Genomic DNA, 19870 nt, shown 5'->3' with positions numbered 1-19870 from the left:
CTAAAGCTACATTTGTAGCTGTATCGAAAACAGGACTACTGGCTGCCATGCAAGAGCAATACCGCCCGGAAGAGATAGAATCCAAAGTACAGCTTCACTGGGATGAGAAGCGCACATTTGAAGTGACCGAAGACGAGAGCAAAGAGAAGTATTACTGCCTGTCGATGCTTCCCTATCCTTCTGGCCGACTACACATGGGCCACGTACGTAACTACACCATCGGCGACGTGGTTGCCCGCTACCAGCGTATGCTGGGCAAAAACGTGCTGCAGCCAATCGGCTGGGACGCCTTCGGCCTGCCGGCGGAAGGCGCGGCGGTGAAGAACAACACCGCGCCGGCGCCGTGGACGTACGACAACATCGCGTACATGAAAAACCAGCTCAAAACGCTGGGTTTTGGCTATGACTGGAGCCGTGAAATCGCGACCTGCACCCCGGAATACTACCGTTGGGAACAGAAGTTCTTCACCGAGCTGTATAAAAAAGGCCTGGTGTACAAGAAGACTTCTGCCGTTAACTGGTGCCCGAACGATCAGACCGTTCTCGCCAACGAACAGGTGATCGACGGCTGCTGCTGGCGCTGCGACACCAAAGTTGAGCGTAAAGAGATCCCACAGTGGTTTATCAAAATCACCGCTTACGCAGACGAGCTGTTGCGCGATCTGGATAAGCTGGACCACTGGCCTGATACCGTAAAAACGATGCAGCGCAACTGGATTGGCCGCTCTGAAGGCGTGGAAATCACCTTCGATGTGAAGGGTTACGATAACACGCTGACCGTCTATACCACCCGTCCGGATACCTTTATGGGCGCCACCTACCTGTCGGTGGCCGCCGGTCATCCGCTGGCGCAAAAAGCGGCGGCGAACAACGCCGAGCTGGCGGCGTTCATCGACGAATGCCGTAACACCAAAGTGGCCGAAGCCGAAATGGCGACCATGGAGAAAAAAGGCGTCGACACCGGCTATAAAGCGATTCATCCGTTAACTGGCGAAGAGATCCCGGTCTGGGCGGCAAACTTTGTCCTGATGGAGTACGGCACTGGCGCGGTGATGGCCGTTCCGGGTCACGATCAGCGCGACTACGAATTTGCCTCCAAATATGGTTTGACCATCAAGCCGGTGATTCTGGCCGCTGACGGTTCCGAGCCGGATCTTTCCGAACAGGCGCTGACCGAAAAAGGCGTGCTGTTTAACTCCGGCGAGTTCGACGGTCTGGCCTTTGAAGCGGCGTTTAACGCCATTGCCGATAAACTGGCGGAAAAAGGCGTCGGCGAACGTAAAGTGAACTATCGTCTGCGTGACTGGGGCGTTTCCCGTCAGCGTTACTGGGGCGCGCCGATCCCGATGGTCACCCTGGAAGATGGCACCGTGCTGCCGACGCCGGAAGATCAACTGCCGGTTATTTTGCCGGAAGATGTCGTCATGGACGGCATCACCAGCCCGATCAAGGCCGATCCTGAGTGGGCGAAAACTACCGTTAACGGTATGCCGGCGCTGCGTGAAACCGACACCTTCGACACCTTTATGGAATCGTCATGGTACTACGCGCGTTACACCTGCCCGCAGTATCAGGAAGGAATGCTGGATTCGAAAGCGGCAAACTACTGGCTGCCAGTCGACATCTACATCGGCGGTATTGAACATGCCATCATGCACCTGCTCTACTTCCGCTTCTTCCATAAGCTGATGCGCGATGCGGGCATGGTCACCTCTGACGAGCCGGCTAAACAGTTGCTGTGCCAGGGCATGGTACTGGCGGATGCGTTCTATTATGTCGGCGAGAACGGCGAACGTAACTGGGTTTCGCCAGTTGACGCTATCGTCGAGCGCGATGAAAAAGGCCGCATCGTCAAAGCAAAAGACGCAGCGGGTCATGAGCTGGTCTACACTGGCATGAGTAAAATGTCCAAGTCGAAAAATAACGGTATCGACCCGCAGGTAATGGTTGAACGTTATGGCGCGGACACGGTACGCCTGTTTATGATGTTCGCTTCTCCGGCGGATATGACTCTGGAATGGCAGGAGTCCGGCGTAGAAGGCGCAAACCGCTTTATTAAACGCGTCTGGAAGCTGGTTTACGAACACACCGCTAAAGGTCCTGTCGCGGCGCTGAACGTCGATGCGCTGAGCGAAGATCAAAAAGCGCTGCGTCGCGATGTGCATAAAACCATTGCCAAAGTGACCGATGATATCGGCCGCCGTCAGACGTTCAACACCGCCATTGCGGCGATCATGGAGTTGATGAACAAACTGGCGAAAGCCCCGCAGGAAGGCGAACAAGACCGCGCACTGCTTCAGGAAGCGCTGCAGGCCGTCGTGCGTATGCTTAACCCGTTCACCCCGCACGTCTGCTTTACCTTGTGGCAGGAACTGGGCGGCGAAGGTGATATCGACAACGCGCCGTGGCCGGTTGCCGACGAGCAGGCAATGGTGGAAAACACCACGCTGGTTGTCGTGCAGGTTAACGGTAAAGTTCGCGGTAAGATCACCGTTGCGGTGGATGCCACCGAAGAACAGGTGCGTGAACGTGCAGGCCAGGAACATCTGGTGGCAAAATATCTTGATGGCGTTACCGTGCGTAAAGTGATTTACGTTCCGGGTAAACTCCTCAATCTGGTTGTTGGCTAAGCGCGGGAGGAAGCGTGCGATATCTGGTAACACTGTTGTTATCTCTGGCGGTGCTGGTCACCGCCGGATGCGGCTGGCATCTGCGTAGCACTACGCAGGTTCCGGCTTCAATGAAAACGATGATCCTCGATTCCGGCGATCCGAACGGTCCGCTAAGTCGTGCGGTACGTAATCAGTTACGGCTGAATAACGTAAACCTGCTTGATAAAGACACAACGCGCAAAGACGTTCCGTCTCTGCGGCTTGGAACGGTGACTATTTCGCAGGATACGGCGTCAGTGTTCCAGGATGGCCAGACGGCGGAATATCAGATGGTAATGACCGTCAATGCCTCGGTATTGATTCCGGGCCATGACATCTATCCTATCAGCACGAAAGTGTACCGTTCGTTCTTCGATAACCCGCAGATGGCGTTGGCGAAGGATAACGAGCAGGCCATGATCGTTCAGGAGATGTACGACAAAGCCGCTGAACAGCTGATTCGCAAGCTGACCAGCGTCCGCGCGGCGGATATTCAGGCGACGAAAGAGGAGGCTACCGCCGACAATGAGACGGCGGCGCCCGCCTCTACGCCAGCACGCGTCTCCACTACGCTGAGTAACTAATGATCAGGTTGTATCCTGAACAACTCCGCGCGCAGCTCAACGAAGGGCTGCGTGCGGCATATCTGCTATTGGGCAACGATCCGCTGCTGCTGCAGGAAAGTCAGGACGCTATTCGTCTGGCGGCTGCGTCGCAAGGCTTCGAAGAGCACCACGCTTTTACTCTCGATCCCAGTACCGACTGGGGATCGCTTTTCTCACTTTGCCAGGCGATGAGTCTGTTCGCCAGCCGTCAAACGCTGGTGCTGCAACTGCCGGAAAACGGGCCTAACGCGGCAATGAATGAGCAACTCGCCACGCTGAGCGAGCTGCTGCATGACGACTTGTTATTAATAGTACGCGGAAACAAGCTCACCAAAGCGCAGGAAAACGCCGCCTGGTATACCGCGCTGGCAGACCGTAGCGTTCAGGTCAGTTGTCAGACGCCGGAGCAGGCGCAGCTTCCCCGCTGGGTGGCCGCCAGAGCGAAAGCACAGAATTTGCAACTGGATGACGCCGCGAACCAACTGCTGTGCTATTGCTATGAGGGCAATCTGTTGGCGCTGGCGCAGGCGCTGGAACGGCTGTCGCTGCTTTGGCCTGACGGTAAGTTAACGCTTCCTCGCGTGGAGCAGGCTGTCAATGACGCCGCCCACTTTACCCCTTTCCACTGGGTGGATGCGTTACTGATGGGGAAAAGCAAACGCGCGCTGCATATTCTGCAACAGCTACGCCTTGAAGGCAGCGAACCGGTTATTCTGCTGCGGACCCTCCAGCGAGAGCTGCTGCTACTGGTAAATCTCAAACGTCAGTCCGCGCATACGCCGTTACGCGCGCTGTTTGATAAACACCGGGTCTGGCAAAACCGTCGCCCCATGATCGGCGACGCGTTGCAGCGTCTCCATCCTGCGCAGCTTCGCCAGGCCGTGCAGTTATTGACGCGTACAGAAATTACGCTCAAACAGGATTATGGTCAGTCGGTATGGGCAGATCTTGAAGGGCTGTCGCTCCTGCTCTGCCATAAGGCGCTGGCAGACGTATTTATTGATGGGTGATATGAAATCGTTACAGGCTTTATTCGGCGGCACCTTTGATCCGGTGCATTATGGACATCTTAAACCTGTTGAAACGCTGGCGAATCTGATCGGCTTATCGCGGGTGATTATTATGCCTAACAATGTGCCGCCGCATCGCCCCCAGCCGGAAGCCTCCAGCGCGCAGCGTAAATATATGCTGGAGCTGGCTATCGCCGATAAGCCGCTTTTTACGCTGGATGAACGCGAGCTACAGCGAAACGCGCCCTCTTACACTGCGCAAACGCTGAAAGCATGGCGCGAAGAACAGGGTTCCGAAGCGCCGCTGGCGTTTATTATCGGCCAGGACTCGCTGCTTAACTTCCCCACCTGGCATGATTACGACACCATCCTTGATAACACTCACCTGATCGTTTGTCGTCGTCCGGGCTATCCCCTTGAAATGACGCAGGCGCAACACCAGCAGTGGCTGGAACAGCATCTGACCCATACGCCGGACGATCTGCACCAGTTGCCAGCCGGTAAAATTTACCTGGCGGAAACGCCCTGGCTTAATATCTCCGCAACCCTCATCCGCGAACGGCTGGAAAAAGGCGAGTCCTGCGACGATCTGTTGCCGGAAAACGTGCTGAACTACATCAATCAGCAGGGGCTATACCGGTAAGCACATTGCGCAGCGCCGACAGCAGACGCTCATTTTCCGCAGCGCTGCGTATCGCCACACGATAATAGCGGCTGTCCAGCCCCGGGTAGTTAGCGCAGCTACGGATTAAAATCCGCTGCGTCAGCAACCGTCGCTGTAGGTCAATATCCTCTCGCTCACAGCGTAACAACAGATAGTTTGCCCGCCCGGGATAAACCGTCAGCAGGGGGAGCTGACAAAGCGCCTGATAAAACCGGGCGCCCTCCTCCCGTAACCAATGCCAGGTCGCCTGTTGCCAGGCGCTATCCTGTAACGCTACCTCACCGGCAAGCGCCGCCAGCGCGTTAACCGACCACGGCATTTGTTGGCGACGCATCCGCGCCATCGCCGCGTCATCGCTATTGACGAGATATCCCAACCGCAGGCCGGGAATGGCATAAAATTTGGTCAGCGAACGCAGCACCCAGATATGCGGATTATCTTTAAGAGCAGGAATAAAGCCCGTCTCATGCGGAATAAAATCGATAAACGCTTCATCCAGGATCAGGTTAATGTTCAGCGATTTGCAGCGATCGGCAATGGCCTGTAATAACGGCCGCTCCGGCAGCAGGCCGGTAGGATTATTGGGCGTACACAGAAACAGGCAGTCCAGATCGGGCGTCAACGCCTCAAGAATGGCATCGGTAAGCTGCCAGCCATCCGCTTCGCGTAGAGACCAGCGACGAATTTCACAGCCACTTTGCGCCAGCGCCCGGCCATACTCCGCGAAACCTGGCGTGACAATCATTGCACGACGCGGTTTAAGACCGCTCGCCACGGTAAAGATTGACTCCGTCTCGCCATTTCCCGCCAGTATCCACGATGCCGGCACCTGATGATGACGCGCCAGCGCCTGGTGCAAATGAAAATAATCAGCGTCCGGGTAGCGCTCAATGCAGTCCAGATTGTCGATAAGCGCGCGTTTCACGCTGACAGGCATACCCAGCGGATTAATGTTTGCGCTAAAATCCAGTAACTGGTCAGGCGAGATGCCCAACACCGTCGCGGCTTCCCGAATATTACCGCCATGCGCGCTGTTGAATAACGCCATTATGCCTCCGGCCAAAAAACGCTATTTTAGTGAAAAAAACGTTGCGCAATCAGGGGCATTATCATGTTTTGCGCATTTAACCTCATGAGGAATACCATGCGATTGTGGCTGGTGCGTCATGGCGAAACCGAGGCCAATGTCGCCGGGTTGTATAGCGGACATGCTCCCACGCCGTTAACGGAAAAAGGGATTGGCCAGGCGAAAACGCTACATACTTTATTGCGCCACGCGCCATTTGACCGGGTGTTATGCAGCGAGCTGGAGCGCGCGCGCCATACCGCCCGGCTCGTACTGGAGGGCCGGGATACGCTGCAACACATCTTACCTGAGCTTAATGAGATGTACTTCGGCGACTGGGAAATGCGCCATCACCGCGACCTCACCCATGAAGATGCCGAAAGCTATGCCGCCTGGTGTACGGACTGGCAGAATGCGGTTCCGACCAATGGCGAGGGTTTTCAGGCTTTTACCCGGCGCGTAGAGCGCTTTATCTCGCGACTCGACGCGTTCAGCGATTGCCAGAACCTGCTGATCGTCAGCCATCAGGGCGTACTCAGCCTGTTGATTGCCCGTCTGCTCGCAATGCCCGCCGCCTCGCTATGGCATTTCCGGGTAGAACAGGGATGCTGGAGCGCAATCGACATATGCGAAGGGTTCGCCACCCTGAAAGTATTAAATAGTCGTGCCGTCTGGCGGCCTGAGTGATGAATTTTCCGTTTTTTCTCGCCGCAGCGGTTTCGCCCATTGACAGCCCCCGACAGGCTGTTATTCTCCGCAGCCAGGCTTTTTTCACCTTGCAGAGCTTTGCAGAAATTGTTTTACAAAAATGGCGATGCTTTCTGTGACGTGGGATGGGATGATAATCTGGTTTTAAACGCCGATCCGGCGACATAAGTCCCGGTATCGCTGCTAATTCAGGTATACTACACGGCGTCCCGCCGGAAGGTTAGCGTTAACTCGCAACGCCTTACCGGTCCAGCCTGTTGGCCTTTTTTCTATCGTTATAACGCAATTATTCACCCAGGGGGAAAACTTGCAGGGTAAAGCACTCCAGGATTTTGTTATCGACAAAATTGATGACCTGAAAGGTCAGGACATCATCGCCTTAGATGTTCAGGGTAAATCCAGTATCACCGACTGTATGATTATTTGTACCGGCACCTCCAGCCGTCACGTTATGTCTATTGCCGACCACGTGGTGCAGTCGTCGCGCGCGGCCGGTATGCTGCCGTTAGGCGTCGAAGGCGAAAATGCGGCTGACTGGATTGTCGTCGATCTGGGCGATGTGATTGTGCATGTCATGCAGGAAGAAAGTCGCCGCCTGTATGAACTGGAAAAACTCTGGAGTTAATGCGTGAAGCTGCAACTTGTCGCTGTCGGCACGAAGATGCCCGACTGGGTTCAAACGGGATTTACGGAATACCTGCGCCGTTTTCCGAAAGATATGCCCTTTGAGCTGATCGAAATCCCTGCGGGCAAACGCGGCAAGAACGCGGATATCAAACGCATTCTCGACAAAGAGGGCGAGCAGATGCTGGCCGCCGCCGGTAAGAATCGCATTGTTACCCTGGATATTCCAGGCAAGCCGTGGGATACGCCGCAGTTAGCCAATGAGCTGGAGCGCTGGAAACAGGACGGGCGCGACGTCAGTTTGCTGATTGGCGGCCCGGAAGGATTATCTCCCGCCTGCAAAGCGGCAGCGGAACAGAGCTGGTCGCTCTCGGCGTTAACGCTCCCTCACCCGCTGGTTCGGGTTCTGGTCGCGGAGAGTTTGTACCGGGCGTGGAGCATCACAACCAACCACCCTTATCACCGTGAGTGATCGTGAAGTCTTGAGAAGATTAAGCAGCGGATGAAACGACAAAATTCTTTTCGTGACTATACGGCTGAGTCCGCACTGTTTGTGCGTCGGGCGCTGGTCGCCTTTTTGGGTATTTTGCTGCTGACCGGCGTACTGATCGCCAATTTGTATAATCTGCAAATTCTCCGTTTTACCGATTACCAGACCCGCTCGAACGAAAACCGTATCAAGCTGGTGCCAATTGCGCCAAGCCGCGGGATAATCTACGACCGTAACGGCATTCCCCTTGCGCTGAACCGCACTATCTATCAGATTGAAATGATGCCGGAAAAGGTGGATAACGTTCAGCAAACGCTGGATGCGCTACGCAGTGTGGTCGATTTAAACGACGACGATATCGCCGCCTTTAAAAAAGAGCGCGCCCGATCCCATCGCTTTACTTCTATTCCGGTGAAAACAAACCTGACGGAAGTTCAGGTCGCGCGCTTTGCTGTCAACCAGTACCGTTTTCCGGGCGTCGAAGTCAAAGGCTATAAACGCCGCTATTATCCATACGGATCGGCGCTGACCCACGTTATCGGCTACGTATCGAAAATCAATGATAAAGACGTCGAGCGTCTCGACAGAGAAAACAAACTGGCGAACTACGCCGCCACCCATGACATCGGCAAGCTGGGCATTGAGCGCTACTATGAAGATATTCTGCATGGGCAAACCGGTTATGAAGAGGTTGAAGTCAACAACCGCGGCCGCGTTATTCGCCAGCTTAAAGAGGTGCCGCCGCAGGCCGGACACGATATCTACCTGACGCTGGATCTCAAGCTCCAGCAGTATATTGAAACGCTGCTGGCAGGCAGTCGCGCGGCGGTGATTGTCACCGATCCGCGTACCGGCGGCGTGCTGTCGCTGGTCTCCATGCCAAGTTACGACCCTAACCTTTTCGTGGACGGCATCTCCAGCAAAGATTACTCCGGGCTGCTTAACGACCCGAACACGCCATTAGTGAACCGCGCGACTCAGGGTGTCTACCCACCCGCTTCTACCGTTAAGCCTTACGTCGCCGTATCGGCGTTAAGCGCTGGCGTCATCACCCGTAACACCAGTCTTTTCGACCCTGGCTGGTGGCAGTTGCCGGGGTCTGAGAAACGTTATCGCGACTGGAAAAAATGGGGCCACGGGCATCTGAATATCACCAAATCCCTTGAAGAGTCGGCGGATACCTTCTTCTATCAGGTGGCCTATGACATGGGGATCGATCGCCTGTCAGAATGGATGGGTAAGTTCGGCTATGGTCACTATACCGGAATTGATCTCGCAGAAGAGCGCTCTGGTAATATGCCGACCCGCGAGTGGAAACAGAAACGCTTTAAAAAACCGTGGTATCAGGGCGATACGATTCCGGTGGGCATCGGCCAGGGCTACTGGACGGCAACGCCGATTCAGATGAGTAAGGCGCTGATGATCCTTATTAACGACGGTGTAGTTAAAGTCCCGCACCTGTTAATGAGCACCGCGGAAAACGGTAAACAGGTGCCGTGGGTACAGCCGCATGAGCCGCCGGTGGGCGATATTCACTCCGGCTACTGGGAAATTGCGAAAGATGGCATGTATGGCGTCGCCAACCGCCCTAACGGCACGGCGCATAAATATTTTGCCAGCGCGCCCTATAAAATCGCGGCGAAGTCGGGCACCGCGCAGGTCTTTGGCCTGAAGGCCAACGAAACGTACAATGCGCATAAAATCGCCGAGCGCCTGCGCGACCATAAATTGATGACCGCCTTTGCGCCGTATAACAATCCTCAGGTCGCCGTCGCGATCATCCTTGAAAACGGCGGCGCAGGCCCGGCAGTAGGCACGATCATGCGCCAAATCCTTGATCACATCATGCTGGGCGACAACAACACCCATTTGCCTGCGGAAAACCCGGTGGTTGCAGCGGCGGAGGACCAATAATCATGACGGATAATCCGAACAAAAAAACCTTCTGGGATAAAATTCATATCGATCCCACGATGCTACTTATTCTGCTGGCGTTACTGGTTTACAGCGCATTGGTCATCTGGAGCGCCAGCGGCCAGGACATCGGCATGATGGAGCGTAAAATCGGTCAGATTGCGATGGGGCTGGTGGTCATGGTGGTGATGGCGCAGATCCCGCCGCGCGTGTATGAAGGCTGGGCGCCCTATCTTTATATCATTTGTATCATTTTGCTGGTCGCCGTTGATGCCTTCGGCGCAATATCCAAAGGCGCGCAGCGCTGGCTCGATCTGGGAATCGTTCGCTTTCAGCCTTCGGAAATAGCCAAAATCGCCGTGCCGCTGATGGTCGCCCGCTTTATTAACCGCGACGTCTGCCCGCCCTCGCTGAAAAATACCGCCATCGCCCTGGTATTAATCTTTATGCCTACCCTGCTGGTCGCCGCCCAGCCGGACCTGGGGACGTCTATTCTGGTCGCCCTTTCCGGTCTCTTTGTCCTATTTTTGTCTGGCCTGAGCTGGCGCTTAATTGGGGTCGCCATTGTATTGATCGCTGCATTTATTCCTATTTTGTGGTTTTTCCTGATGCACGATTACCAACGCCAGCGCGTCATGATGCTCCTTGATCCGGAGACCGATCCGCTGGGCGCGGGCTATCATATTATTCAGTCTAAAATCGCCATTGGCTCAGGCGGCCTGCGCGGTAAAGGCTGGCTCCACGGCACCCAGTCGCAGCTGGAGTTTTTACCCGAACGCCATACCGACTTTATTTTCGCGGTACTGGCGGAAGAGCTCGGTCTGGTGGGCATCCTGATTCTGCTCGCGCTCTATATTTTGCTAATAATGCGCGGTCTGTGGATTGCCGCCAGAGCGCAAACTACATTTGGTCGCGTGATGGCTGGCGGATTAATGTTAATATTATTCGTTTATGTCTTCGTAAATATTGGTATGGTGAGCGGTATTCTGCCTGTGGTTGGAGTACCTTTACCCCTGGTCAGCTACGGGGGCTCCGCACTGATTGTGCTGATGGCCGGGTTCGGGATTGTGATGTCGATCCACACCCACAGAAAAATGTTGTCGAAAAGCGTATAAGGGGTGCGCAATGCGTAAGCAGTTGCCTGTAATCTGCGTCGCGGCAGGGATAGTACTACTCGCGGCATGTACTAATGACGGCGGTCAGCAGCAAACCACCGTCGCGCCGCAACCTGCGGTATGTAATGGTCCGACTGTGGAAATCAGCGGAGCGGAACCGCGTTATGAACCTCTGAATCCGACCGCAAACCAGGATTATCAGCGTGACGGTAAAAGTTATAAAATCGTTCAGGACCCGTCCCGCTTTAGCCAGGCTGGCCTGGCCGCTATTTATGATGCGGAACCCGGCAGTAATTTAACCGCCTCCGGGGAGATGTTCGATCCGATGCAGCTTACCGCCGCCCATCCGACACTGCCTATCCCCAGCTATGCGCGAATCACCAATCTGGCCAACGGTCGCATGATCGTCGTGCGTATTAACGATCGCGGCCCCTATGGCACCGATCGGGTCATCTCCCTGTCCCGCGCAGCGGCGGATCGTCTGAATACCTCGAATAATACTAAAGTACGGATTGACCCCATTATCGTGGCGCCGGATGGTTCGCTCTCCGGCCCGGGGATGGCCTGTACGACGGTGGCGAAACAGACCTACGCTCTGCCCCCGCGCCCTGATTTAAGCGGCGGAATGGGAAGCGCCTCTTCAGCGCCTGCGCAACCGCAAGGCGACGTTCTTCCGGTCAGTAATTCCACGTTGAAAAGTGACGATACCACCGGTGCGCCGGTGAGCAGTAGCGGCTTCCTCGGCGCGCCGACTACGCTGGCGCCTGGCGTGCTGGAGAGTAATGAACCGACGCCGACACCACAGACAGCGCCGGTTTCCGCGCCGGTGACGGCTCCAGCGACTGCGACGCCGGTAAGCGCGCCTGCTGCCGCGGCCCCGGTATCTGCCCCGGTGAGCGCGCCTGCCGCCGCGGCGAGCGCTCGTTTCGTCGTCCAGGTCGGCGCCGTCAGCGATCAAACGCGTGCGCAGCAGTACCAACAGCGTTTAAGCCAGCAGTTCAGCGTACCAGGACGCGTAATACAAAACGGCGCGGTCTGGCGTATTCAACTGGGGCCTTTTGCCAGTAAAGCCGAAGCCAGCGCGTTACAGCAACGTTTGCAAACAGAAGCACAATTACAGTCCTTTATCGCCAGCGCGCAGTAACCGATCGCAGGTATCTGTACTGTCAATTTCTGTAAATGACATTAACAAAGTCACGCGGAAAGTCAGATGCCTGCCAGTTATGCTTTTGCTATAGTAGGGCTCTTTTTTTAATTTCATCACGGACGTCGTAGTTCAGACCATGAAGACCACTTTTTCCGCTCGTTTTATGCAGCGCATGGCGCTCACCACGGCGCTTTGTGCCGCTTTTATCTCAACCGCACATGCCGATGACCTGAATATCAAAACTATGATCCCGGGCGTTCCGCAGATCGATGCGGAATCCTACATCCTGATCGACTACAACTCCGGCAAAGTTCTGGCGGAACAAAACGCCGACGAACGTCGCGACCCGGCCAGTCTGACAAAGATGATGACCAGTTACGTCATCGGACAGGCAATGAAAGCGGGTAAATTTAAAGAAACCGACCTGGTTACCGTCGGTAATGACGCCTGGGCCACCGGCAATCCGGTATTTAAAGGTTCCTCGCTGATGTTCCTCAAGCCGGGAATGCAGGTACCGGTCTCTCAGTTGATACGCGGCATCAATCTGCAATCCGGCAATGACGCCTGTGTGGCGATGGCTGATTTCGCCGCCGGTAGCCAGGATGCTTTCGTCGGGCTGATGAACAGCTATGTGAACGCGTTGGGGCTGAAAAATACCCACTTCCAGACCGTACACGGCCTGGACGCCGACGGACAATACAGTTCAGCTCGCGATATGGCGCTGATTGGTCAGGCGTTAATTCGCGATGTGCCTAACGAATATGCAGTTTATAAAGAAAAAGAGTTCACCTTTAACGGCATTCGCCAGTTAAACCGTAACGGTCTGCTGTGGGATAACAGCCTGAATGTGGACGGCATCAAAACCGGCCATACCAGCAAAGCGGGCTATAATCTGGTCGCTTCCGCAACCGAAGGCCAGATGCGATTGATTTCCGCCGTGATGGGCGGACGGACCTATAAAGGCCGTGAAACAGAAAGCAAAAAACTGCTGACGTGGGGCTTCCGTTTCTTTGAAACCGTTAATCCGCTGAAGGCTGGTAAAGAGTTCGCCTCTGAACCCGCCTGGTTTGGTAATACCGATCGCGCCTCGCTGGGCGTCGATAAAGACGTTTACCTGACGATCCCTCGCGGTCGCATGAAAGATTTGAAAGCGAGCTATGTACTGAATACCGCAGAACTGCACGCGCCGCTGCAGAAAAACCAGGTGGTCGGCACCATCAACTTCCAGTTGGACGGTAAAACCATCGAGCAGCGTCCGCTGGTCGTACTGCAAGAGATCCCGGAAGGGAACTTCTTCGGTAAAATCATTGATTACATTAAATTAATGTTCCATCACTGGTTTGGATAAAAATCGAACGCTTGAAAGTGTGATTTTCGTCCCCATATACTATGCATCAGTAAAACTCCCGCCCTGTGGCGGGAGTTGTTATTTTTTTACGTAATGCCGGAGCTGACATGAAAACCAAACTTAACGAACTGCTTGAATTCCCTACGCCATTTACTTACAAAGTAATGGGGCAGGCGTTACCTGAGCTGGTTGATCAGGTGGTTGAAGTGGTACAGCGCCATGCGCCTGGTGATTACTCTCCGACGGTAAAACCGAGCAGCAAAGGCAACTACCACTCGGTCTCTATCACCATTAATGCCACCCATATTGAACAGGTTGAAACGTTGTACGAAGAACTGGGCAATATTGATATCGTGCGAATGGTATTGTAATACATCCAGACGGTTACCCGGTCTTATCCGGGTAACTCCCCGCCTCCCCCGCTGTGATATACTTTCCTCTCTTTTTTCATTCTCTACGGAGATGCCGTTTTGTATCAGGATAAAATCCTTGTCCGCCAGCTCGGCCTTCAGCCCTATGAAGCTATCTCTCAGGCCATGCATAACTTTACCGATATGCGCGATGAAAACAGCCATGATGAAATCTGGTTGGTTGAGCATTACCCGGTGTTTACCCAGGGCCAGGCCGGTAAAGCGGAACATATATTGATGCCTGGCGATATTCCCGTTGTGCAGAGCGATCGTGGAGGACAGGTGACCTATCATGGTCCGGGCCAACAGGTAATGTACGTTTTACTTAACCTGAAACGACGTAAACTGGGCGTGCGTGATTTAGTCACCCTACTTGAACAGACCGTGGTGAATACGCTGGCTGAAATTGGTATTGAGGCGCATCCGCGCGCCGATGCGCCGGGCGTCTACGTGGGTGAAAAGAAAATCTGCTCGCTGGGTTTACGTATCCGTCGCGGCTGCTCATTCCACGGTTTAGCGCTAAACGTTAACATGGATCTTTCTCCTTTCCTGCGTATCAACCCGTGTGGTTATGCCGGCATGGAAATGGCTAAAATAACGCAGTGGAAGGAAGACGCTACCACGGATAATATTGCGCCCCGCTTGCTGGCGAATATTTTAGCTCTGCTAAATAATCCACCGTATGAATATATTGCTGCTTAATGCGTAAAATATAATGGCCCAAGAAATTTATGGGTCATTAATCATATATGATTTGAATGCTTTACTTCTCCCCCCGCTTTCTATATTTTCGTTATATCCCTGCTGTAGCCGCCAGGCGGCATGGCCTCTTCAGTCCTCATGATGAGGAATTTTCCGTGAACAAAATCCCGGCCTTGCTGTTACTTATCTTATTGAAATGACTAAAAATACATTCATAAGAGTAATTTTAAAACCAACTCATAAATGCAAAATATACTATTTCATCTATTATTCATAATACGAATGAATTCGGAGCCAGAGCGTGAGTGATAATAATCAGGCAGAAAGACAACCGGCCGATCAACACCTACAAGACAAACCGCAAATTTTCAGAACACTGAGAAATATTGACCTCAATCTGTTGACGATTTTCGAGGCCGTATATGTCCATAAAGGGATCGTCAATGCAGCGAAAATTCTTAACCTGACGCCGTCAGCCATCAGCCAGTCCATTCAAAAATTACGGACTATATTTCCCGATCCGCTGTTTATTCGCAAAGGCCAGGGCGTAACGCCCACGACGTATGCTACGCATCTGCACGAATACATCAGCCAGGGGCTGGAATCTATTCTTGGCGCCCTGGATCTTACGGGCAGCTATGATAAGCAGCGTACCATTACAATTGGCACGACGCCTTCGGTCGGCGCGCTAGTGATGCCGATTATTTACCAGGCCATCAGGCCGCGTTATCCTCAGCTTTTGCTGCGCAACATTCCGGTAGACGATGCCGAAAGCCAGCTTAGTCAGTTTCAGACCGATCTCATTATCAATACCCATAGCTATAACAACCGGAGCATCCAGCATCACGTCCTGTTTAGCGATACGCTTGAGATTGTCTGCCGCCAGCATCACCCGTGTCTGGCGAACGCCATTACTGAAGAGAGACTGAACAGCGCGGATCACACCTTTCTGATGCTGGAGGGACAACATCTTTCCCTGCTGCGCCAGCGACTGCAGGAGACATTTCCCGATCAGCAAATCAGTTTTAGCAGCTACAATATTTTTACCATTGCCTCGCTGATCGCCAGCAGCGATCTGCTGGGACTGATGCCCACCCGCTTCTACGACTTATTTAGCCGTTGCTGGCCGCTTGAACGCCTTCCCTACGCGCCGGTGAATAGTGAACAGGTCGAGTTCTCGCTGCATTACAATAAACTGAGTCTGCGCGATCCGGTGCTGGAGAACGTCATTGATATCATCCGTGAGGCGTTCTGACAAAAATGTTGCATTCAGGTCACGGAAGATATGGGCAAACAGCACAAAACAACAACTATTTTACATTTTGCCGGGCTGTCAGGCTGCTTTATGGCCCTTATCAATGATATACTGCGTGTCACAAATTCAAAAATAGTTGATAAATACAACTTTCCCTTGAATTGAAACGCTTTCCTTCGTTATTCGCAACTGGAACACGCACGCTATGAGTAAACCCATTGTGATGGAACGCGGTGTAAAATACCGCGATGCCGATAAGATGGCTCTTATCCCGGTTAAAAATGTGGTCACAGAGCGCGACGCTCTACTACGTAAACCGGAATGGATGAAAATAAAACTTCCGGCGGATTCTACCCGTATCCAGGGCATCAAAGCCGCAATGCGCAAAAATGGCCTGCATTCTGTCTGCGAGGAAGCGTCTTGCCCAAACCTGGCTGAATGTTTCAACCACGGTACCGCTACGTTTATGATCCTTGGCGCCATTTGCACTCGCCGCTGTCCGTTCTGTGATGTCGCCCATGGCCGCCCCGTTGCGCCGGATGCGGAAGAGCCGCAGAAACTGGCGCAAACGATCGCCGACATGGCGCTACGCTATGTGGTCATCACCTCTGTCGACCGTGACGATCTGCGTGACGGCGGCGCCCAGCACTTTGCTGACTGCATCACCGCCATCCGCGCCAAAAGCCCGGAGATAAAAATAGAGACCCTGGTGCCAGACTTCCGTGGACGTATGGATCGCGCGCTGGATATCCTTAACGCGACGCCGCCGGATGTGTTTAACCACAACCTGGAAAACGTGCCGCGTATTTACCGCCAGGTTCGTCCGGGCGCCGATTACAACTGGTCGCTAAAATTACTGGAACGCTTCAAAGAAGCACACCCGGAAATTCCGACAAAATCGGGTCTGATGGTGGGCTTAGGCGAAACCAATGCGGAAATCATTGAGGTTATGCGCGACTTACGCCGTCACGGCGTTACCATGCTGACGCTTGGTCAGTATCTACAGCCAAGCCGCCATCACCTGCCGGTACAGCGTTATGTCAGCCCGGAAGAGTTTGACGAGATGAAAGCGGAAGCTCTGGCGATGGGCTTTACCCATGCCGCCTGTGGCCCCTTTGTACGTTCTTCGTACCATGCTGATCTCCAGGCCAAAGGCATGGAAGTGAAATGATCGTGTAATAGACGCTTACATTTCAGGCAAAAAAAACCGGCAACTTGCCGGTTTTTTTACTCTGCGGAGCAAGCGCATCGCGCTATTACTCTTTGTGCGAGAGTTTTTCAGCCTGAACGCTACCGTCGACGTCTTTCTTAACGCCCGCGTCTTCATCGTTCATTGCTTTCTTGAATCCTTTAATCGCCGTGCCCAGGTCTCCGCCCAGCGTACGTAACTTCTTGGTACCAAACAGCAGAACAACCAGTGCGGCAACCACCAGCAGTTTGGTAATACTAATCTCACCCATAGATACCTTCTTCACTAAAAACAGGCTGCGTAACGCGCCGGATTAACCTGAGAATATTAACGGTCTTTCGACGCGCGCACACAATAGCAATCTGTAACAAGGTGAATCAAGCTTTGCGTAAAAAAACATCATAATAATTGCGGTGGCGCAAATCGTCGTTGCTGCAAAAGAGGAAGTTGCTCCCGCACCTGGTCTATTCGTTCTCTGAATATTTCCGCGACGATCAGCGCCGGACGATCGGCTGCCGCGGCTATCGTTACCCCCAACGGATCGATAATACGACTTTGACCAATATTACGATTACCACACTCCCCGGCCGCAATCATATAGCAGGTGGTATCCAGCGCTCTCGCCGCCAGCAGCGTCGACCACTGCTGCTCTTTCAACGGGCCGCGAACCCAGCCCGTCGGCAGCGCCAGTACGTCAGCCCCCTGTAAAGCCAGCGCTAGCGCCATGTCCGGAAAGCGCAGGTCATAACAGGTCATAAGCCCCACCTTAACCCCCTCCACGTCCAGCACAGGCGCGATAGCGGTTCCGGCATCAATACTTTGGGATTCTTGCATCGAAAACGCATCATAGAGATGCAGCTTCGCGTAACGTGCGACAATGTGACCTGCCCGTAGCGCCACCAGCATATTAACCGCCCGTCCGGGCGTTGACGGGACAAGGACAGTGAATATCGTCGTCATATTATTATGAGCGCTTTCTTCCTGAAGCCGCGTCATAAACGCGCCATCCAGCGGCTGCGCGGCGCGAATCGGCAGGTCAAGGTCGATGTCATTTCGCGCTAATATCCCCTCAGGCAACACCAGAAGCGATACGCCGCGGCCCGCCGCCTGAGCCATTAACGAAACGCAAACTTGCGCATTCTCTTCCCATACAGAACTCACCACAAACTGCCCGGCTGCAACGAACATATCCCCTCCCACACCTCTGTCAGGACTCGCCAATTATGCGTGTTCGGCGTTACACTCCTCTTGTATAGCAATTAAATAAAGGATTCGGCAGTGTTACAGCTTCTTTTAGCAGTTTTTATCGGCGGTGGAACGGGGAGCGTAGCCCGGTGGATGCTAAGTATGCGTTTTAATCCGCTTCATCAGGCGATTCCCATCGGTACGCTAACAGCAAATTTGCTTGGCGCGTTTATTATCGGCATGGGGTTCGCCTGGTTTAACCGCATGACACATATCGATCCGATGTGGAAAGTGCTCATTACGACCGGCTTTTGCGGCGGCCTGACGACCTTTTCTACTTTTTCTGCCGAAGTGGTATTCTTGCTGCAAGAGGGGCGCTTTGGCTGGGCGCTGCTGAATGTGCTGATTAACCTGTTGGGTTCGTTTGCCATGACGGCGCTGGCATTCTGGCTATTTTCCGCCGCAGCGGCGCGTTAAGCGCAAAAAAAACCCGCCGAAAAGGCGGGTTTTGAAATCTTGCTGTCGGACGTATGCTTACAGAGCAGTTACGTTTGCAGCGGAAGGGCCTTTGGCACCGTTAGTGATTTCGAACTCTACGCGCTGACCTTCAGCCAGAGTTTTAAAACCATTGGTCTGGATTGCAGAGAAGTGTACGAACACGTCTTTGCTGCCATCTTCCGGAGTAATGAAACCGAATCCTTTGGATTCATTAAACCACTTAACGTTACCTTTAATCTTAGACATCAAAATTACCTTTACATGAAAAATAGACACAAATGCTGTGTCGGATACCAGTACAACAATTGTGATGCATTTTGTCCAGTCGAACTTTGCGAAAAAGTGATAAATATCGCGTTAATTTTTAGCTAACTCTAGCTACTTATTGTTTTTTAAGACTTTTTAATTCACAACTGAAGCATGCCCTTCCCCATCAAAACTGGAAACGCATCCAGGCGAAATAGACGTTTCCGTTGTTATACGAACCCGGAATGTAGGTCATCTGAAAGGTAGCGGGCCCATAGCCTATCGACGCTAAAGGCAACAGCACAGGGATGGGAATATAATTCCAGTTGTCGCGCGCGGTAACGCCTGCGGTAAAGCCCAGTCCCAGACGAAAATTATCGTCTTCCAGCGGTCGCCAGGTTTTTTCCCAGCCATAACCGCCTATGGGTTCCCATTTGTTAAATGAATCTTTAAAGGCCATCATATAGAGGCCATGCCAGTTGCCTTTATCGTCCCAGCGCGACTGACCAAAACCAACGCCCCACGGCCGCTCGTTATAGCGATCCGTTTTCTCTTTATCGTAGGCAAAGCGCGCATGCCAGGTAATGGCGGGGACATACAAATCATAATGCTCAGGCTGTCGCCACGTTTCTGCGACGTTATCGGTAAACGTGTTAAACCACCCTTTATCCGCCGCAGAGACTGAAGGAATAGCCAGCCATGGCATAACAAGGAGAGCAATAATAAGAAAATACTTTCTGATGATCATCGCAACATACATACCGTTCAAAAATTCGACTGTGATAATAACAACATTAACCTGAATAAAATCTTAACAAACTATAAACAGAGAATAATCTGAGAGAGTATCGGGTTAACGGCGTTTGATTTAGCACTCAGAACCGTCACGCGCTCCTTAATAAGCTTTCACAAAAAACACAAAACAAAGCACAACAAATAAAACAATAAAATAACAATAAATTAATACTTATAGCGCTACAGAAAATTCGTATAAACATATTTCATCTTTAGTGATGACATGAAAAAATAACCGCGCCGTGATT

The 19870-nt window shown here is 53.1% G+C and carries 21 protein-coding genes; 16 read left to right on the top strand and 5 right to left on the bottom strand.

The annotated features are described in order from the left end of the window. Window positions 1-47 precede the first annotated feature (47 nt). From leuS to nadD, 4 genes are read left to right on the top strand one after another with little or no spacing between them, the layout of a single operon-like run. Window positions 48-2630, top strand: coding sequence for a leucine--tRNA ligase (gene leuS / locus ACH0VJ_RS15970; protein ID WP_086048306.1), 2583 nt, complete (start codon window positions 48-50; stop codon window positions 2628-2630). Between the two features lie 14 nt (window positions 2631-2644). Then, window positions 2645-3235: an LPS assembly lipoprotein LptE gene (gene lptE / locus ACH0VJ_RS15965; RefSeq protein ID WP_001269950.1), complete on the top strand. Its 591-nt coding sequence runs from the start codon at window positions 2645-2647 to the stop codon at window positions 3233-3235. Continuing rightward, window positions 3235-4266: a DNA polymerase III subunit delta gene (gene holA / locus ACH0VJ_RS15960; RefSeq protein WP_000620491.1), complete on the top strand. Its 1032-nt coding sequence runs from the start codon at window positions 3235-3237 to the stop codon at window positions 4264-4266. Before lptE ends, holA begins: the two co-directional genes overlap by 1 nt. Window position 4267: 1 nt before the next feature. After that, complete coding sequence (gene nadD, locus ACH0VJ_RS15955) at window positions 4268-4909, top strand: nicotinate-nucleotide adenylyltransferase (protein WP_001537351.1); 642 nt, start codon at window positions 4268-4270, stop codon at window positions 4907-4909. Here nadD and cobD read toward each other — a convergent pair. Next, window positions 4884-5978 carry a threonine-phosphate decarboxylase CobD gene (cobD, locus tag ACH0VJ_RS15950; RefSeq protein ID WP_001173254.1) on the bottom strand — a complete coding sequence of 365 codons (1095 nt, stop codon included), beginning with the start codon at window positions 5976-5978 and terminating at the stop codon, window positions 4884-4886. The two genes, nadD and cobD, sit on opposite strands and share 26 nt — an antisense overlap. A 96-nt stretch (window positions 5979-6074) precedes the next feature. Between cobD and ACH0VJ_RS15945 the strand changes: the two genes are divergently transcribed. From ACH0VJ_RS15945 to lipA, 11 genes are all read left to right on the top strand, one after another. Beyond that, window positions 6075-6683 (top strand): adenosylcobalamin/alpha-ribazole phosphatase, encoded by a 609-nt coding sequence (locus tag ACH0VJ_RS15945; RefSeq protein WP_001241917.1) that lies wholly within the window; start codon window positions 6075-6077, stop codon window positions 6681-6683. 328 nt (window positions 6684-7011) lie between these two features. Beyond that, window positions 7012-7329 (top strand): ribosome silencing factor, encoded by a 318-nt coding sequence (gene rsfS, locus ACH0VJ_RS15940; RefSeq protein WP_001161670.1) that lies wholly within the window; start codon window positions 7012-7014, stop codon window positions 7327-7329. Between the two features lie 3 nt (window positions 7330-7332). Continuing rightward, window positions 7333-7800: a 23S rRNA (pseudouridine(1915)-N(3))-methyltransferase RlmH gene (gene rlmH, locus ACH0VJ_RS15935; RefSeq protein ID WP_000776107.1), complete on the top strand. Its 468-nt coding sequence runs from the start codon at window positions 7333-7335 to the stop codon at window positions 7798-7800. A gap of 30 nt (window positions 7801-7830) precedes the next feature. Further along, a complete protein-coding gene (gene mrdA, locus ACH0VJ_RS15930) occupies window positions 7831-9732 on the top strand; it encodes a peptidoglycan DD-transpeptidase MrdA (protein ID WP_000828700.1) in 1902 nt (633 codons plus the stop codon). A 2-nt stretch (window positions 9733-9734) separates the two neighbouring features. Continuing rightward, window positions 9735-10847, top strand: a complete 1113-nt coding sequence (gene mrdB, locus ACH0VJ_RS15925; protein WP_000131713.1) for a peptidoglycan glycosyltransferase MrdB — start codon at window positions 9735-9737, stop codon at window positions 10845-10847. Between the two features lie 10 nt (window positions 10848-10857). After that, on the top strand, window positions 10858-11991 hold the full coding sequence (rlpA, locus tag ACH0VJ_RS15920; RefSeq protein WP_001231305.1) for an endolytic peptidoglycan transglycosylase RlpA: 1134 nt from the start codon (window positions 10858-10860) through the stop codon (window positions 11989-11991). Window positions 11992-12130: 139 nt separating this feature from the next. Further along, entirely contained in the window at window positions 12131-13342 is a 1212-nt protein-coding gene (dacA, locus tag ACH0VJ_RS15915) for a D-alanyl-D-alanine carboxypeptidase DacA (RefSeq protein ID WP_000858711.1), read from the top strand. Window positions 13343-13449: 107 nt separating this feature from the next. Then, window positions 13450-13713, top strand: a complete 264-nt coding sequence (ybeD, locus tag ACH0VJ_RS15910) for a DUF493 family protein YbeD (protein WP_000850547.1) — start codon at window positions 13450-13452, stop codon at window positions 13711-13713. 99 nt (window positions 13714-13812) lie between these two features. Then, window positions 13813-14454 (top strand): lipoyl(octanoyl) transferase LipB, encoded by a 642-nt coding sequence (lipB, locus tag ACH0VJ_RS15905; RefSeq protein ID WP_000284009.1) that lies wholly within the window; start codon window positions 13813-13815, stop codon window positions 14452-14454. Between the two features lie 301 nt (window positions 14455-14755). After that, the gene (locus ACH0VJ_RS15900) at window positions 14756-15709 is read left to right on the top strand and encodes a YbeF family transcriptional regulator (RefSeq protein ID WP_001282817.1); all 954 of its coding nucleotides are present in this window, start codon (window positions 14756-14758) and stop codon (window positions 15707-15709) included. Between the two features lie 205 nt (window positions 15710-15914). Then, window positions 15915-16880 carry a lipoyl synthase gene (gene lipA, locus ACH0VJ_RS15895; RefSeq protein ID WP_000042640.1) on the top strand — a complete coding sequence of 322 codons (966 nt, stop codon included), beginning with the start codon at window positions 15915-15917 and terminating at the stop codon, window positions 16878-16880. Between the two features lie 85 nt (window positions 16881-16965). Here the strand turns inward: lipA and tatE are convergent, their stop codons facing one another. Both tatE and ACH0VJ_RS15885 read right to left on the bottom strand, forming a co-directional pair. Continuing rightward, entirely contained in the window at window positions 16966-17169 is a 204-nt protein-coding gene (tatE, locus tag ACH0VJ_RS15890; RefSeq protein ID WP_000503938.1) for a twin-arginine translocase subunit TatE, read from the bottom strand. A gap of 128 nt (window positions 17170-17297) precedes the next feature. Continuing rightward, a complete protein-coding gene (locus tag ACH0VJ_RS15885; protein ID WP_000495784.1) occupies window positions 17298-18086 on the bottom strand; it encodes a deaminated glutathione amidase in 789 nt (262 codons plus the stop codon). Between the two features lie 90 nt (window positions 18087-18176). On the opposite strand from ACH0VJ_RS15885, the gene crcB reads away from it, so the two are divergent. Next, the gene (gene crcB, locus ACH0VJ_RS15880) at window positions 18177-18560 is read left to right on the top strand and encodes a fluoride efflux transporter CrcB (protein ID WP_000939753.1); all 384 of its coding nucleotides are present in this window, start codon (window positions 18177-18179) and stop codon (window positions 18558-18560) included. Window positions 18561-18617: 57 nt separating this feature from the next. Here crcB and cspE read toward each other — a convergent pair whose 3' ends face one another. Both cspE and pagP read right to left on the bottom strand, forming a co-directional pair. Then, window positions 18618-18827, bottom strand: a complete 210-nt coding sequence (cspE, locus tag ACH0VJ_RS15875) for a transcription antiterminator/RNA stability regulator CspE (RefSeq protein ID WP_000034826.1) — start codon at window positions 18825-18827, stop codon at window positions 18618-18620. A gap of 187 nt (window positions 18828-19014) precedes the next feature. Further along, complete coding sequence (gene pagP / locus ACH0VJ_RS15870) at window positions 19015-19587, bottom strand: lipid IV(A) palmitoyltransferase PagP (RefSeq protein ID WP_000289055.1); 573 nt, start codon at window positions 19585-19587, stop codon at window positions 19015-19017. Window positions 19588-19870 lie beyond the last annotated feature (283 nt).

It is taken from the genome of Salmonella sp. 2020_1459 (assembly GCF_043847915.1).
In the GTDB taxonomy this organism is placed as follows: Bacteria; Pseudomonadota; Gammaproteobacteria; order Enterobacterales; family Enterobacteriaceae; genus Salmonella; species Salmonella enterica.
This window is presented reverse-complemented; position numbering and strand designations above follow the sequence as displayed.